Origin of the sequence: Stenotrophomonas sp. PFBMAA-4 (genome assembly GCF_030053215.1) — a bacterium.
Lineage (GTDB): Bacteria > Pseudomonadota > Gammaproteobacteria > Xanthomonadales > Xanthomonadaceae > Stenotrophomonas.
The window spans coordinates 1-15,175 of the sequence record NZ_JASGBW010000028.1 but is presented as its reverse complement, the minus strand read 5'-3'; the positions used below and the strand labels follow the sequence as shown (position 1 = coordinate 15,175).

The window sequence follows — 15,175 nt, the reverse complement described above, 5'->3', positions numbered from 1 at the left end:
CTGCCGGGCCATCCACGCATGGCGTGGATCTACAGGGCCATCCACGCATGGCGTGGATCTACAGGGCCATCCACGCATGGCGTGGATCTACTGTAGAGCCGAGCCCATGCTCGGCTTGAAGCCAGAAGCAGTCGAGCACGGCTCGACTCTACAAAAGAAGAGGGCCCCTTGCGGGGCCCTTTCCTTTATTTCTTTTCCAGCCGCGCGTTGCGCTGGCCGGTGCTGGCCGACTTCTCGCCGGCGAACGGGTTCAGCTTGCGGATCATCCACGGGTACTTCGGCCAGTTGCCTTCCAGCCACGGGTGCTGCGGCTGGTTCAGCGTCAGCACGCGACGGGCGTCGTCGGCCAGGGTCTTGTTGCCCAGGTGGGTGTAGGCCTCGCCCAGCACCGCCACGGCGTCGTACTGGAAGGCGCTCTGCGGGTAGGTTTCCAGCAGGTAGTTGGCGCGGCCGGCGGCCGAGACATAGGCCTCGCGACGCAGGTAATACAGGGCGTTGTCCAGCTCGTGCTGGGCGAACACGTCACGCAGCTCGATCATGCGCTGGCGCGCATCGGCGGCATAGCGGCTGTTCGGGTAGCGGTCGACCACGATGTTGAAGTCCGAATACGCCTGGTGCGGCGTGGACAGATCGCGGCGGCTCGGATCCAGGGACCATACGCGGCGCAGGAAAACCGTATTGCGGTTGGAGTTGGCCAGGCCGCGCAGGTAGTACAGGTAGGCGATGTTGCGGTGGGTCGGGTAGGTACGGATGAAGCGGTCGATGCTGGACACGGCGTCATCGTGCTTGCCGGCCTTGTACTGGGCGTAGGCGGTTTCGATCATCGCCTGCTCGGTGTACGGGCCATACGGGTACTGCGCCACCAGGCGACGGAAGCTGGCTTCGGCGCCGCTCCAGTTGCCGCCCTGCATCAGCGAGTGACTCTTGTCGTACAGTTGTTCGACCGGCGTTCCTTCATCGGGGCGATCACCCTTCTTGGCGCCGCGATGGCAACCGGTGGCGGCGATGACCAGCACCAGCAGCAGGGCGGTGAGGCGGACGGGCGCGGAGAGCATGGAGGAGCGTCGGATCATGGGGTCAAGGCGGGACGCGTCTGGAATACGAAGGGTCGATGATAGCCTAGTGTCCTGTCCAGCGACTGAAACCGGTCGGCCGGACCCCAAAATTTCGAAGATACCCCCCTGCCATGTCTGAACAATCCTCCGAATCGGCCCGCCAGGCCATCGTCCCCGACACCTCCGCCGGCCGCCGTTTCGACGCGGTCGTGGCCGAGCTGTTCCCCGAATACTCGCGCTCGCGCCTGACCGAGTGGATCAAATCCGGCAATGTGCTGCTGGACGGCGCCCAGGCCCGCCCGCGCGACCCGCTGCGCGGCGGCGAGGCCGTCACCCTGAACGTGGTGCTGGACACCCAGACCGACGCCCAGCCGGAGGACATCCCGCTGGACGTGCTGTTCGAGGACGAGCACCTGCTGGTGATCAACAAGCCGGTGGGCCTGGTGGTCCACCCGGGCGCCGGCAACCACAGCGGCACCCTGGTCAACGCCCTGCTGTACCGCGACCCGTCGGTGGCGGTGCTGCCGCGCGCGGGCATCGTGCACCGCCTGGACAAGGACACCAGCGGCGTGATGGTGGTGGCGCGCACCCTGGAAGCGCAGACCGCGCTGGTCGAGCAGCTGGCCGCGCGTGACGTGCACCGCCAGTACCTGGCCATCGTGATGGGCGCCCTGGTGGCCGGCGGTACCGCCGATGCCCCGATCGACCGCCACCCGCGCGACCGCCTGAAGATGGGCGTGCGCGAGGACGGCAAGGAAGCGATCACCCATTACCGCCTGCGCGAGCGCTTCCGTGCGCACACCGCGCTGGAATGCCGCCTGGAAACCGGCCGCACCCACCAGATCCGCGTGCACATGGCGCACATCCGCCACCCGATCGTGGGTGACCCGCTGTACGGCGGCGCGCTGAAGCTGCCCAAGGGCGCCAGCGATGAGCTGATCGCGGCCCTGCGCGGCTTCAAGCGCCAGGCCCTGCACGCGGAAACCCTGGAGTTCGTGCACCCGATCACCGGCGAGCAGGTGCGCAATACCGCACCGGTGCCGGCGGACATGCTGCACCTGATGAAGGTGCTGCGTGAAGACAGCGCGGCCTTTGCCGAGCGCGAGCGGGACCGCTGGTGATGGACGCCACGCTGCCGCTGCTGCAGGCCGACTGGCCGGCGCCTGCGGGCGTCCGCGCGCTGACCACCCGCCGGCATGGCGCGGGCATCTCGCCGGCGCCGTTCGCGCAGTTCAACCTGGGCAATCGGCACGCGGCCGACGGTGATACCCCGGCCAACGTCGAGCACAACCGGCAGCTGCTGCAGCAGGGCCTGGCCCTGCCATCGGCACCGCACTGGCTGCGCCAGGTGCATGGCACCACCGTGCTGCGTTTCGACGCGGCACCGGTGGCCGGTGCCAGCGAGCCGGTGGCCGACGCCGCGGTGACCTCGGTGCCGGGCGTGGTGCTGGCCATCCTCACCGCTGACTGCCTGCCGGTGGTGTTCGCCGCCGCCGATGGCAGCGAGGTGGCGGCGGCGCATGCCGGCTGGCGTGGGCTGGCCGACGGCATGCTGGAAGACACCGTGGCTGCCATGAACACCCCGCCGGCGCAGCTGCGTGCCTGGCTGGGCCCGGCAGCTGGCCCGCAGGACTATGAAATCGGTGAAGAGGTCTACCACGCCTTCGTTGGCCACGATCCGGGCGCGGAAGCCGCCTTCGTCGCTACCCGCGCCGGGCACTGGAAAGTGGACCTGTTCGCCCTGGCCCGGCAGCGCCTGCAGGCCGCCGGGCTGGATGCGGCCAGCATCCATGGCGGCACGGTCTCGACCATGGCCGACCCGGACCTGTATTCGCACCGTCGCGACCGCCGTACGGGGCGCATGGCGACCCTGGTGTGGATGGAATGAAGCCGGCTGGCGGTCCTGTGGGGTCAGAGCCCTTTTCTGGCGAAAAGGGATCCGACCCCAACCAGGCGGCAGTGATCGTCTTCGACGGTGTCTGCGCGCTGTGCAGCCGCTGGGTGCGTTTCCTGCTGCGGTTTGACCGGCACGGGCGCTACCGCTTCGCGGCGATGCAGGGTGCACAGGGCAGCGCCCTGCTGCGCGCCCATGGCCTGGACCCGAACGACCCGCTGTCCTTCCTGCTGGTGGACGCGCAGGGCGCCTGGACCGATACCGACGCGATCCTGCGCGTGCTGACGGGGCTGGGCGGCCTGTGGCGCGTGGCCGGCGTGCTGCGCCTGCTGCCACGTGGTTGGCGCGACGTGGCCTATCGCGCGCTGGCGCGCAACCGCTACCGCTGGTTCGGCCGGCACGACGCCTGTTACCTGCCGGGTCCGGAACAGGCCGCGCGGTTCCTGGATTGACCGCCGCCGGGCGTGGCCAGGCGCTACGACGTGCGCGGGCCAAGGTAGCGCCGGGCCACGCCCGGCGGGCCCATTACCCTTCCAGGGCTTCCAGGTAGCTGCGGCGCCAGTGGTTGATGTCGTACGTGCGCAGGTGGTCCATCATCGCGTGCCAGCGTTCCTGGCGCCGGCGCAGCGACATCGTCGCCGCGGTGGCGATGGCATCGGCCACGCCGTCCAGGTCGTGCGGGTTCACCAGCAACGCCTGCTTCAGTTCGTCAGCGGCACCGGCCAGCAGTGACAGCACCAGTACGCCGGGATCACCCGGGTCCTGCGAGGCCACGTACTCCTTGGCTACCAGGTTCATGCCATCGCGCAGCGGGGTCACCAGGCCCACGGCTGCGGCACGGTAGAAGCCGGTCAGCGTGGCGTGGGTGAAGTTCTGGTTGACGTAGCGCAGCGGGGTCCAGTCGGGCTCGGCGTGGCCGCCGTTGATGTGCCCGGCAATCTGCTCCAGCTGGCTGCGCAGCTGCCGGTACTCGGTGACATCGCCCCGTGAGACCGGGGCGATCTGCAGGTAGGTCAGCGAGCCGCGCTGGTCGGGGTGGCGCTCCAAGTAGCGTTCGAAGCCCTGGAAGCGCTCGGGCAGGCCCTTGGAATAGTCCAGGCGGTCCACGCCGATGGCCAGCTGGCGGTCGCGCAGGCTGCTGCGCAGGTTCTTCACCGAGGGCTTGGTCGCTGCCGTTGCCGCCTGGCGGGCGATGAGGTCGGTATCGATGCCGATCGGGAAGGCTGCCGCGCGGAAGCGGCGCCCACCGGGGGCTTCCAGCCGGCCATCGTCCAGTACGCGGCCACCGCCGAACAGGCGCAGGTAGGTCTGGAAGCGGTCGGCGTCGCGCTGGGTCTGGAAGCCGACCAGGTCGTAGGCATAGAGCGAGGAGAACAGCCGCAGGTGGTCGGGCATGGCCTGCAGCAGGTCGGCCGACGGCATCGGGATATGCAGGAAGAAGCCGATCCTGCAGCCGATGCCGCGCTCGCGCAGCATCGCGCCCAGCGGGATCAGGTGATAGTCGTGGATCCAGACGATGTCGTCTTCGCGCAGCAGCGGCGCGAGCTTGTCGGCGAACAGCGCATTGACCTTGTGGTAGGTCTCGCGGGTGCCGCGGTCATAGTCGACCAGGTCCAGGCGGAAGTGCAGCAGCGGCCACAGCGTGCGGTTGGAAAAGCCGTTGTAGTAGCCATCCACATCGCGCTTGGCCAGGTCCATGGTGACGTACTCGATGTCACCGTCCTTCTGCTGGTGCAGCGTGCCGCTGGCATCCTTCGCGTTCTTCCCGCTCCAGCCGAACCACATGCCGCCGCGTTCCTTCAGTGCCGCAAGCAGGCCCACGGCCAGCCCGCCAGCGCGGCTTTCACCGGGTACGGCCACCCGGTTGGACACTACGACCAGACGACTCACGACGCCTCCTGCCAGGAACGCGACAGGCGCATGGCGGCGGTGATCAGGCCGACGTGCGAATAGGTCTGCGGGAAGTTGCCCCACGCTTCGCCACCATCGAAGGCCAGGTCTTCGGAGAGCAGGCCCAGGTGGTTGCGCTGATTCAGCAGCAGCTCGAACATCTCGCGCGCTTCGTCCATGCGGCCGATCGCCGCCAGCGCGTCGATGTACCAGAACGTGCAGATGGTGAAGCTGGTTTCCGGTTCGCCGAAATCATCCGGGGCCACGTAGCGGTACAGCGAATTGCCGTGCTTGAGGTCACGGCCGATCGCCTCGACGGTGGCGACGAAGCGGGCGTCCAGTGCATCGATGAAACCGATGTCGGCCAGCAGCAGCAGCGAAGCATCCAGGCGGTGGCCGTCGAAGGTGTCGGTGAAGTGGCCAAGCTCCTCGCTCCACGCCTTTTCCATGATGCGGGCGTGGATGGTGTCGGCGCGCTCGCGCCAGTAGTTCGCGCGGTCGTCGCGCTTGAGGCGCACGGCGATCTTGCACAGGCGGTCGCAGGCGGCCCAGCACATCGCGCTGGTGTAGGTATGCACTTCGGTGCGGCCGCGGAACTCCCACAGGCCGGCATCGGGCACGTCATGCAGGGCGAAGGCCTGCTCGCCCAGCGGCTCCAGCCGCGCGAAGGTGTGCGCATCGCCCGGGTCCTGCAGGCGGCGGTCGAAGAACAGCTGGGTGGATGCCAGCACCACGCTGCCATAGACATCGTGCTGGCGCTGCACCCAGGCCAGGTTGCCGCGGCGCACCGGGCCCATGCCGCGGTAGCCGGACAGGCTGGGCACTTCATCCTCGTCCAGCTTGGCCTCGAAGCCGATGCCGTACAGCGGCTGCAGGGTGCCGTCGGTGGTGGCCAGGTTGAAGATGTAGCCGAGGAACTGTTCCATCGTGCGGGTGGCGCCGAGGCGGTTCAACGCACGCACCACGAACGCCGCATCGCGCAGCCAGCAGTAGCGGTAATCCCAGTTGCGCACGCTGCCGGGCGCTTCGGGAATGGAGGTGGTCATCGCGGCGATGATCGCGCCGCTGTCCTCGTACTGGCACAGCTTGAGGGTTATCGCGCTGCGGATGACCGCGTCCTGCCACTCCAGCGGAATGGACAGATAGCGCACCCATTCGCGCCAGTAATCGCGGGTGCGCTGGAAGGCTTCCTGCACGTAGCCGCTGATGGAGCGGTTGAGCGATTCATCCACGCCCAGGATCAGGTGGATGGGGTGGTTGAGCACGAACGGCAGGCCTTCGCGCACCATGCGCACGGGCACGTCGGTGGTCAGGCGCAGCACGTGTTCGGGCAGGATCCAGCGCACGTGGTTGCTGCCCCAGGTCGATTCGGGCACGCGGGCGCCCCAGTCGGCCAGCGGGCGCGCCAGCACGGTGATGCGCGGGCTGCCGGTGAGCGGCCGCACCTGGCGGATCAGGCTGACCGGACGGTAGAAGCGGTCGTTCTGCCGCCAGCGTGGGGCGAAGTCGAGGATTTCCAGCGAACCGCCGTGGCTGTCGTGCAGCACGGTGCGCAGGATCGCGGTGTTGGTCAGGTATTCCTGCTCGCTGCTGGCGAAGTCCTCCAGCTCGATGGCGAAATCGCCGCCGGTCTGCTGGTTGGGCCCCAGCAGGGCGCAGAACGTAGGGTCGCCGTCGAAGGTGGGCAGGCAGCTCCAGACAACGCGGGCATGTTTGTCGACCAGGGCGCCGAAGCTGCCGTTGCCGACCACGCCCAGATCAAGATCGGGATGGGTCATCACGCGGTACATCTCGGTTGCGGCCGTGGGGTGGCCGGGTCAATACGCATTCTCACGCAGCCAGGCGTGCACGCTGCGTATGTCAGGCAGCGCGAACACCGCCGCGCTGGGTTCACGTTCGCCGATCAGCACGCTCCAGCCATGCTGTCCGTTGGCGGCCTCGAAGCCGAACTCATCGGTGAGGTCATCGCCCAGGAACACCGGCAGGCGGCCACGGAACGGCAGGTACTGCATCAGGCGGCGCACGGCGCGGCCCTTGTCGGTGCCGACGGGAACGAATTCAATCACGTGGTCACCGGGCTGCAGCCGATAGCTTGGCCGGCCGCGGGCATGGCGTTCGGCGAAGGTGCGTACATCACTGGCGGCATGCGGTGCGCCACGCCAGTGCAGGGCCAGGCCGGCACCCTTTTCCTCCACCAGCACGCCGGGATAGCCGTGGGCGAAACGCATCGCCTGCTGGTGCAGGGCATGCAGCCAATCGGCGGTGTCATCGTCCTGTTCTTCACGCAGCACGCGCCCGTCCTCGCCACGCAGTTCGTGGCCGTGCAGGCCGGCGGCGGGCAGCTGCAGGGGGGCGAACAGCTGGTCCAGCTGTTCCAGTGGGCGACCACTGACGAGGGCGACAGCGCCTTCGAGGCGATCACTGATACGGCCGATGGCTTCACGCACATCCGGCAGGAGCTGCACGGCATCCGGGCGCGCAGCGAATTCTATGAGGGTGCCGTCGACATCGAGGAACAACGCACAGGCGTCGTCCAGCAATGGCGGTGGCGGACGCAGGGGGAGCGGTTCAGCCATGCCGACCAGCTTGCCAGCGGCGGCGTGTAGGGCAGGTCGAGGCGGGGCGACAACTGCCTGACCGGTAGGTGCCGACCGTTGGTCGGCACGAAGGGCAGTGCGGACCAACGGTCCGCACCCACCAGAAAAAATGAAGACCGGTAGGTGCCGACCGTTGGTCGGCACCGAAGGGCAGTGCGGACCAACGGTCCGCACCCACCAGAAGAAATGAAGACCGGTGGGTGCCGACCGTTGGTCGGCACGAAGGGCAGTGCGGACCAACGGTCCGCACCCACCAGAAGAAATGAAGATCGGTGGGAGCCGACCGTTGGTCGGCACGAAGGGCAGTGCGGACCAACGGTCCGCACCCACCAGAAGAAATGAAGATCGGTAGGTGCCGACCGTTGGTCGGCACCGAAGGGCAGTGCGGACCAACGGTCCGCACCCACCAGAAGAAATGAAGACCGGTAGGTGCCGACCGTTGGTCGGCACGAAGGGCAGTGCGGACCAACGGTCCGCACCCACCAGAAAAAATGAAGACCGGTGGGTGCCGACCGTTGGTCGGCACGAAGGGCAGTGCGGACCAACGGTCCGCACCCACCAGAAAAAATGAAGACCGGTAGGTGCCGACCGTTGGTCGGCACCGAAGGGCAGTGCGGACCAACGGTCCGCACCCACCAGAAGAAATGAAGACCGGTGGGTGCCGACCGTTGGTCGGCACGAAGGGCAGTGCGGACCAACGGTCCGCACCCACCAGAAGAAATGAAGATTGGTAGGCGCCGACCGTTGGTCGGCACCGAAGGGCAGTGCGGACCAACGGTCCGCACCCACCAGAAGCGGTCAGAACGTGTAACGCACGCGGCCGTAGTAGTACGCGCCGTTGCTGCCGATCGGCGACAGCACGTCATACGGCAGGTTGCCGTAGTAGTAGATATCGTCGTTGGACTTGTCCGGGTAGTTGTCCGTCAGGTTCTGCCCGCCGATGGCCACGCTCCACTGCTTGTTGAAGCGGTATTCCACCTCCGCATCCAGCTGCCACTCGGCCTGGTAGGTCTGGCGCGGAATGTAGCCATCGCCGAAATTGAACACGCGGGTGGCGCTGCCGTAGCGGTTCACGCGGCTGCTCAGCGACCAGTGGTCGTTGCTCCAGGCGGCCGAGAAGCTGGCACGGGTGCGCGGGGTCGCGTCGGTCAGCGTGTTGGTTTCCTCGATGCCGAACAGCACGTAATCCGCGTCCAGCGCCTGCAGCTGGGCCGGGGTGGCCAGCACGTTCTTCAGCGTGGTCTTGGTATAGGCATAGGTGCCGGTCAGCAGCAGCTGGCCATCGCCCAGTGCCTGGCGCCAGTTGGTCACCAGCTCGGCGCCACGGGTGCGGGTATCGGCGGCGTTGACGAAGAAGCTGGCACACTGCAGGCCGGTGACGCCGTAGTTGGCGGCCACGAAGTCGGTCAGCGCATCGCCGGTGATGCTTTCCGACAGCGCGATGCGGTCGTCGATGTCGATCTGGAAGAAGTCCAGCGACAGGTCGAAGTGCTCACCGATGCGGCTGGTGAAGCCCAGCGAGGTGTTCAGCGACTTCTCCGGCTTCAGGTCCTGCGCGCCGAGGCCGCGGGCGATCGGGTTGTTGACCGACAGCAGCCGGCCCTGCACCAGCTGGCCAGCGGCGTTGTAGCCGGTGGACGTGGATTCGTAGCCGATCTGTGCCAGCGACGGCGCGCGGAAGTTGTTGGAGATGGCACCGCGCAGGGCGAAGGCCGGGGTGAACTCGTAGCGCAGGCCGAGCTTGCCGGTCAGTTCGCCGCCGAAATCGTCGCTGTGCTCGTAGCGCGCGGCCAGATCAGTGGAGAAGTGGTCGCCGAACTGGCTGGACAGGCTGGCATAGGCACTGGCCACGTCGCGCGCCAGCGAAGCGGCATCCTGCGGGGTCAGGCCGCCACCGGCCTGCGAGCCGGTCGGGCGATCGGTGTACGGGCCGGCCGCATAGCTGGACGGATCACCCGGACGGGTCTGGTAGCGCTCGTGGCGCACTTCCGCGCCCAGGCCCAGGGTGTGGGTGATGCTGTCGCTCTGCGAGAACACGCGGCTCAGGTCGAGGTTGCCCACGGTCTGCGCGTACTGGTAGTCGGCGGTCTTGAAGCGGGTCGGGCTGGTCGGGCCCAGCGAGGCATTGATTGAATCGCGCAGGCGGTAGGTGAAGTCGTTCTGGCCGTAATCCACGCTGCCGTCATAGCTCCACTCGCCCCACTGGCCACGCACGCCGGCCACGGCCTGCACGTCGCGGTTCTCACCTTCGGAAATCGGGCGGTAGCCGTTCGGGTAGACCTCCTTCCAGTTGGCATCGCCGTCGGGGTAGCGGAAGTAGTTCGCGCCTTCGGTGTCGCGCTGGTTGAAGGTGCCGAAGGCATAGAAGGTTGCGGTCTTGCCCACCGGAATCTCGGTGTTCAGCCACAGGTTGATGTCCTTGCTGGCGCCATCGCCGAGCACGTAGTTGCGCTTGCCCTGCAGCGCCAGGTTGGCCTCGGTCTGGTCCCACGGCGGGATCAGGTCGTAGCCGGCGCGGTTGGTGGCGTTGCGCTTCTTGTATTCCAGGCCTACGCGCAGGAAGCCGCCATCCTCGCCCAGCGACGTGCCGACCTTGGCGCTGATGTTGCCGGCCTGGCCATCGGTGAGGGTGCGGCCGATCGGCTTGAGGTCGGTGTGGTTGGCGCCGTAGCTGGCTTCGATCTCGCCGCCGTCGCCACCGTTGTCCAGGATCACGTTGATCACGCCGGCCACGGCATCGGAGCCGTACAGGGCGCCGGCGCCGTCACGCAGCACTTCGATGCGCTTGATGGCGCTGACCGGGATCGAGTTGAAATCGACCGGCGTGGTGCCCTTGCCGATCTTGCTGTCCGTGTTGACCAGTGCGGTGTGGTGGCGGCGCTTGCCGTTCACCAGCACCAGCACCTGGTCCGGCGACAGGCCACGCAGCTGCGCGGCGCGCACGTGGTCAGCGCCGCCGGAGTTGGACTGGCGCGGGAAGTTGAACGACGGCAGCAGGGCCTGCAGCGCACTGCCCAGCTCGCCGTTGACCACGCCGGCCTTGCGGATGTCCTCGGCGGTCAGCACGTCCACCGGCGAGGTGGATTCGAGCACGGTGCGGTCGGCGGCGCGGGTGCCGGTGACGATCACCGTGTCCAGGTTGGTGGCCGCATCCTGGGCAGAGGCGAGGGCGGGGGACAGGGCGAGCGCGATGGCGAGGCCAAGCGGCGACGCGGACAGGCGGGGGGACATGCGGACTCCAGCAACAACGACGTGGGGAAGGGGCGGGGGAGAGAACGTTTCACTTACATCCATCCGGATGAAGCGATATATTATCTTGGCGTGAGGAGGGGGTGTGACGCAAGCCCCGCTTCCAATCGCATCAGCTGATGCCCCTGTGGCATGAGTGATTGGTTGCAACCGCAACCGAAACGCAGGTGTACCCTCCGTGCCCCTTCGTCGTGCTTTCCCCCTTCCCCGGAGTGCTGTCCCCCATGAAACACCTTGGCCTGATCTTTGCCGTGCTGCTGGCGACCAGCGGCTGCGCCAGCCTGTCCTCGAAGGCGCCCAGCGCCTATGCCACCACCGCCGAGATGCAGGGCGACGCCGCGCGGCCGTCCAACGGCCAGGGCTGGGTGCGCAGCGAGCTGTACTTCGGCGTGGGTGAGGAGCAGGGCGCGGGCAACCGGCCGCAGGCCGACACCATCAGCGAGGCGCAGTGGCGCGCCTTCCTGGACAAGGAAGTGACCCCGCGCTTCCCCGATGGCCTGACGGTGTTCGATGCCTACGGCCAGTGGCTGTTCCGCGGTGATACCTCACCCAACCGCCTGCGCACCAAGGTGCTGGTGGTGCTGCATGAAGACAGCCCGCAGCGTCGTGCCGACATCGAAGCGATCCGCCTGGCGTGGAAGCAGCAGACCAAGCACCAGTCGGTGCTGTGGTCGCGGCAGGCAGTTGACGTATCGTTCTGACCTGGAGGCGCCGTCGTGGCGCCGCAGGGAACGACGATGAGACACAGGGACACCGTGATGGGCCTGCTGCTGGCGGGCCTGATGATGCCGCTGGCGCATGCCGCTGAAAGCAATGCACCGCTGCGCTTCGAGGCGGCGCCCGGCGTCCGCGTGCAGGCTGAGGTGACGGAGGGCGGCAGCATTGCCGTGCAGGTACTGCCCGAGGGCAAGCGGCAGAGTCTGCCGGGGGCCCCCGATGTCGACGGCAATTCCCGCCTGTCTGCCGAGGATGTCGATTTCGATGGGCGCCCGGAGCTGGTTGCGCGGGCGTCGGTGGGCATGGTCAACGAAGCGGTGGCGGTGTATCGCTACGATCCGGCCAGCGGCGGTTTCCGCGCGCTGCAGGCCCGGACCCATGGCCGTGACAACTGCGGCGGCCTGATGGGCCTCACCGTTGATGCCGCCACGCGCACGCTGACCAGCAGCTGCCGCGGCGGGCCGATGTGGTACACCGATCAATACCGCTTCGATGGCAGCACGCTCTATCTGTACCGCTCGGAGGACGTGCTGCGCCTGGGCGACACACTGAACAACACGTTGCAGCCGGACCGGACCGAGGAAAACGGCCCGCTGGCGGTCTGGCGCACCCATGATGCGTCCGGCCGCGTGCTGGAAAGCGCCATCGCCGATGGCCTGAGTGCACCGGCCGCCAATGCACCGCTGCGCGGCCAGCAGGCCACGGTGCTGACCGCGCGCCTGTTCCTGTTTGATCGCCCGGGTGCTGCAAGCACCAAGCGCTATCTGCTGCAGGGCGACCGGGTCGAGATGCTGGATGAGCAGGATGGCTGGATGAAGCTGCGCTATCGCAACCCGAAGCGCGGCGCGATCGAGGGCTGGGTCAACGTCAACGATTGAAACTGGCGCTCAATCACCGACGCAGCGGATGGTGCTGCTCTGGCGATATGCCTGGTCGAACAGCACCAGCAGACGCAGCGCCACCTCGGCCAGCGGGGAGTCTGCGCCCTGCGGTTCCTCCAGCATGCGGCCGATGATTTCCTGCACCAGTGCCTGTGACTGCCCGGGCGAGATGGAGGGCTGCGCGTAGAACTCACGCGCGAGCCGGCACAGCTGCGGGTAGCGCTGCGCATCGGAACTGAGGATGGCTTCCTCGTGCGGCGCAATCCAGGCACGCTGTTCCGGGTCGCGCCCGTTGTCGAGGTAGAGGTCGAAGGCCACGTCAGTTCCTGTACGGGTCAGCGGGTCTGCCAGGCCACGGCCTGGCCATTGCGGTGGGCGGCGGCAAACACCAGCAGCAGGCGCAGGCCGCCCCTGCGCTGCACGTCGTCACCGGGGACGGTGGCCAGGCACTGCAGCAGTTCGTCCATCGCGGTTGCGAGCGTGGTGCCCTCGAGGCTGCCGCGCGGCTGCGCACGCAGTGTTGCCAGATGCGGATGCAGGGTGGCGTCGAGCCCCTGCAGCCACTGCAGTTCGTGGTAGTTCAGGGTGTCGCGCGATTCAGCGCGGTGCAGGATGAGCTGCATGGGGGCAGGCCGGGGAATCTGCCGTCAATGTATCGGATCAGCCTGCACAATGCCCACAGTGGCATCACTTGGCCGGGTCTAGCCTCGGGTTTCCCCCGAACCCCGGCTGTGCCCCCATGAGCAAGCGCGTTGCAGAAATCGTCATCGACACACTTCAGCAGGCCGGCGTCCGCCGCTGCTACGGCATTGTGGGCGATACCTTGAACCACGTGACCGATGCGATGCATCGCAGCGATATCGAATGGGTGCACGTGCGCCACGAAGAAGTGGCCGCCTTCGCTGCCGGCGCTGATTCGCTGGTGAGCGGACAGCTGACCGCCTGCGCCGGTTCCTGCGGGCCCGGTGGCCTGCACTTCATCAACGGCATCTTCGAAAGCAACCGCAACCGCGCGCCGATGGTGCTGATCGCCAGCCAGATCGTCACCAGCGAACTGGGTATGGAATTCCCGCAGGAAGTGGATTTCAAGGCGGTCTATGGAAGTTGCACGGTGTTCTGCGAGCAGGTGCACAGCCCCGAGCAGGCGCGACGCGTGGTGGCGCTGGCCTGCCAGGCGGCGATCAGCCGCCGCGGCGTGGCAGTGGTGATCCTGCCGGCGGATATCAGCGAGGTGGAGGTGAAGCACGATGTGCCGTTCTCGGTGCATTACGCCCAGCCCGTACTTCGCCCCTCCGATGCGGAGCTGCTGCACATCGCCGAGCTGCTGGGGCAGGGCAAGCGCACCGGCATCTACGCCGGCGCCGGTTGCCAGGGCGCGCACGCGCAGTTGCTTGAACTTGCCCGGCGTCTGCAGGCGCCGGTTGCGCACACCTCGCGCGCCAAGGATTTCGTCGAACCGGACAATCCTTACAACATGGGCATGACCGGCATCTTCGGCATCGAATCGGGCTTCCACACGCTGATGGAGTGCGACACGCTGCTGCTGCTGGGCGCTGACTTCGCCTGGGGCCAGTTCTACCCGGACAAGGCGACCATCATCCAGATCGACCGCGATGGCAGCCACCTCGGCCGCCGCCACCCGGTCAACCTGGGCGTGGTCGGCGATATCGCACCGACGCTGGACGCGCTGCTGCCAATGCTGCCGCCGCGCGAGGACAGCACCTTCCTGGACGAGTGCATCACGCACCGGGACAAGGCGCTGCAGAAGCGCGAACAGGAAGAACAGCCCGGCGAAGGCGAACTGATCCACCCGCAGCACCTGACCGCATTGCTGTCGAAGCACGCCAGCGACGATGCCCTGTTCACCGCCGACGGGGGCTCGCCGATGGTCTGGGTGCTGCGCCATATCCGGGTGAACGGCCGCCGCCGCACGCTGACCAGCCTGCTGCACGGCACGATGGCCAATGCGATGCCGCAGGCGCTCGGCCTGCAGAAGGCCTTCCCCGGCCGGCAGGTGATTTCGCTGTCCGGCGATGGTGGCCTGGCGATGCTGCTGGGTGACCTGCTGACCGCCGTGCAGGAGAACCTGCCGATCAAGGTGGTGGTGTTCAACAACGGCTCGCTGAATTTCGTCGAGCTGGAGCAGAAGGTGGAGGGCCTGCTGGACAACTACACCGACCTGAAGAATCCCGATTTTGGTCGCCTGGCCGAGGTGATCGGTTTCCACGGCCGCACGGTGACCCGCAGCGAGGATCTGGAGGAAGCGGTACTGGATTTCCTGGCCCAGCGCGGACCGGCATTGCTGGATGTGCATACCAGCCGCGCGGAGCTGGTGATGCCGCCGCAGATCGAAGCCAAGCAGGTGGCGGGTACGGCGTTGTATGCGGCCAAGGCGGTGTTGAACGGCCGCTTCGACGATGTGAAGCACCTGCTGGTGGACAACTTCCTGAAAAAGTAGGGGGTGGTCGATGCAGGGCTGCGCCCTGCACCTGCGGTAGTGCCGGCCGCTGGCCGGCAACCTCAACGTCAAAAGCCTGCTGTCCGTAGGTTGGCGCGCCTGGTAGGTGCCGACCGTTGGTCGGCACGGTAGATCCACGCCATGCGTGGATATCGAAAGAATGATCGGAGTGATCTTCCGTAGCGCCGAGCCATGCTCGGCTCATGACTCTCGCGTACAGCAGCCGAGCATGGGTTCGGCTCTACAACGAGAGCCTGCTTCTGATCTTTTGATTCTCTTCCGTGGCCGGCGCGCGCAGGAAATTGTCAGGGGCCGGGCGGGTGGGTGGCGCGGGGGTGTCCGCGGCATGGATGCCGCGGCCAAGCCCCCAAGGATGGGTTTACGGCGTCCCCCGCGCGGTCACGCCGCCCCGCCCAAACCCAGACAACCCAGCG

General features: G+C 67.3%; 13 protein-coding genes. 6 read left to right on the top strand and 7 right to left on the bottom strand.

Annotated elements, in window-relative coordinates; genetic code table 11:
* Positions 1–185: 185 nt before the first annotated feature.
* Entirely contained in the window at positions 186–1,073 is an 888-nt protein-coding gene (locus tag QMZ26_RS16195; protein WP_079222932.1) for an outer membrane protein assembly factor BamD, read from the bottom strand.
* A 113-nt stretch (positions 1,074–1,186) separates the two neighbouring features.
* Between QMZ26_RS16195 and rluD the strand changes: the two genes are divergently transcribed.
* The 3 genes from rluD to QMZ26_RS16180 all read left to right on the top strand — a co-directional run bounded on the left by rluD (position 1,187) and on the right by QMZ26_RS16180 (position 3,401).
* Entirely contained in the window at positions 1,187–2,176 is a 990-nt protein-coding gene (gene rluD, locus QMZ26_RS16190; RefSeq protein WP_200732144.1) for a 23S rRNA pseudouridine(1911/1915/1917) synthase RluD, read from the top strand.
* The gene (gene pgeF, locus QMZ26_RS16185) at positions 2,176–2,943 is read left to right on the top strand and encodes a peptidoglycan editing factor PgeF (protein ID WP_283222051.1); all 768 of its coding nucleotides are present in this window, start codon (positions 2,176–2,178) and stop codon (positions 2,941–2,943) included. Before rluD ends, pgeF begins: the two co-directional genes overlap by 1 nt.
* Positions 2,944–3,014: 71 nt before the next feature.
* On the top strand, positions 3,015–3,401 hold the full coding sequence (locus QMZ26_RS16180; RefSeq protein WP_345782685.1) for a thiol-disulfide oxidoreductase DCC family protein: 387 nt from the start codon (positions 3,015–3,017) through the stop codon (positions 3,399–3,401).
* Between the two features lie 73 nt (positions 3,402–3,474).
* Here the strand turns inward: QMZ26_RS16180 and otsA are convergent, their stop codons facing one another.
* From otsA to QMZ26_RS16160, 4 genes are all read right to left on the bottom strand, one after another.
* A complete protein-coding gene (gene otsA, locus QMZ26_RS16175; RefSeq protein ID WP_283222049.1) occupies positions 3,475–4,839 on the bottom strand; it encodes an alpha,alpha-trehalose-phosphate synthase (UDP-forming) in 1,365 nt (454 codons plus the stop codon).
* A complete protein-coding gene (locus QMZ26_RS16170) occupies positions 4,836–6,617 on the bottom strand; it encodes a glycoside hydrolase family 15 protein (RefSeq protein ID WP_283222048.1) in 1,782 nt (593 codons plus the stop codon). Before QMZ26_RS16170 ends, otsA begins: the two co-directional genes overlap by 4 nt.
* Before the next feature lie 39 nt (positions 6,618–6,656).
* Entirely contained in the window at positions 6,657–7,415 is a 759-nt protein-coding gene (gene otsB / locus QMZ26_RS16165) for a trehalose-phosphatase (RefSeq protein WP_283222047.1), read from the bottom strand.
* An 819-nt stretch (positions 7,416–8,234) separates the two neighbouring features.
* Entirely contained in the window at positions 8,235–10,667 is a 2,433-nt protein-coding gene (locus QMZ26_RS16160; protein ID WP_283222046.1) for a TonB-dependent receptor, read from the bottom strand.
* 242 nt (positions 10,668–10,909) lie between these two features.
* Between QMZ26_RS16160 and QMZ26_RS16155 the strand changes: the two genes are divergently transcribed.
* Both QMZ26_RS16155 and QMZ26_RS16150 read left to right on the top strand, forming a co-directional pair.
* On the top strand, positions 10,910–11,386 hold the full coding sequence (locus QMZ26_RS16155) for a DUF3574 domain-containing protein (protein ID WP_079222925.1): 477 nt from the start codon (positions 10,910–10,912) through the stop codon (positions 11,384–11,386).
* A gap of 36 nt (positions 11,387–11,422) precedes the next feature.
* Positions 11,423–12,280 (top strand): SH3 domain-containing protein, encoded by an 858-nt coding sequence (locus QMZ26_RS16150; protein WP_283222045.1) that lies wholly within the window; start codon positions 11,423–11,425, stop codon positions 12,278–12,280.
* Positions 12,281–12,289: 9 nt separating this feature from the next.
* On the opposite strand, the gene QMZ26_RS16145 is transcribed toward QMZ26_RS16150, so the two are convergent.
* Both QMZ26_RS16145 and QMZ26_RS16140 read right to left on the bottom strand, forming a co-directional pair.
* On the bottom strand, positions 12,290–12,601 hold the full coding sequence (locus QMZ26_RS16145; RefSeq protein ID WP_283222044.1) for a hypothetical protein: 312 nt from the start codon (positions 12,599–12,601) through the stop codon (positions 12,290–12,292).
* Positions 12,602–12,618: 17 nt separating this feature from the next.
* The gene (locus QMZ26_RS16140) at positions 12,619–12,906 is read right to left on the bottom strand and encodes a hypothetical protein (RefSeq protein ID WP_200734489.1); all 288 of its coding nucleotides are present in this window, start codon (positions 12,904–12,906) and stop codon (positions 12,619–12,621) included.
* 116 nt (positions 12,907–13,022) lie between these two features.
* Between QMZ26_RS16140 and QMZ26_RS16135 the strand changes: the two genes are divergently transcribed.
* A complete protein-coding gene (locus tag QMZ26_RS16135; RefSeq protein WP_283222043.1) occupies positions 13,023–14,741 on the top strand; it encodes a thiamine pyrophosphate-dependent enzyme in 1,719 nt (572 codons plus the stop codon).
* The last annotated feature ends 434 nt before the right edge of the window (positions 14,742–15,175 follow it).

What these genes read in the sequence shown, in the direction of transcription:
- otsB (WP_283222047.1), bottom strand. Translation starts at nt 7,415, where the DNA reads ATGGCTGAACCGCTCCCCCTGCGTCCGCCACCGCCATTGCTGGACGAC.
- QMZ26_RS16160 (WP_283222046.1), bottom strand. Translation starts at nt 10,667, where the DNA reads ATGTCCCCCCGCCTGTCCGCGTCGCCGCTTGGCCTCGCCATCGCGCTC.
- QMZ26_RS16155 (WP_079222925.1), top strand. Translation starts at nt 10,910, where the DNA reads ATGAAACACCTTGGCCTGATCTTTGCCGTGCTGCTGGCGACCAGCGGC.
- QMZ26_RS16150 (WP_283222045.1), top strand. Translation starts at nt 11,423, where the DNA reads ATGAGACACAGGGACACCGTGATGGGCCTGCTGCTGGCGGGCCTGATG.
- QMZ26_RS16170 (WP_283222048.1), bottom strand. Translation starts at nt 6,617, where the DNA reads ATGACCCATCCCGATCTTGATCTGGGCGTGGTCGGCAACGGCAGCTTC.
- rluD (WP_200732144.1), top strand. Translation starts at nt 1,187, where the DNA reads ATGTCTGAACAATCCTCCGAATCGGCCCGCCAGGCCATCGTCCCCGAC.
- QMZ26_RS16135 (WP_283222043.1), top strand. Translation starts at nt 13,023, where the DNA reads ATGAGCAAGCGCGTTGCAGAAATCGTCATCGACACACTTCAGCAGGCC.
- QMZ26_RS16140 (WP_200734489.1), bottom strand. Translation starts at nt 12,906, where the DNA reads ATGCAGCTCATCCTGCACCGCGCTGAATCGCGCGACACCCTGAACTAC.
- QMZ26_RS16195 (WP_079222932.1), bottom strand. Translation starts at nt 1,073, where the DNA reads ATGATCCGACGCTCCTCCATGCTCTCCGCGCCCGTCCGCCTCACCGCC.
- pgeF (WP_283222051.1), top strand. Translation starts at nt 2,176, where the DNA reads ATGGACGCCACGCTGCCGCTGCTGCAGGCCGACTGGCCGGCGCCTGCG.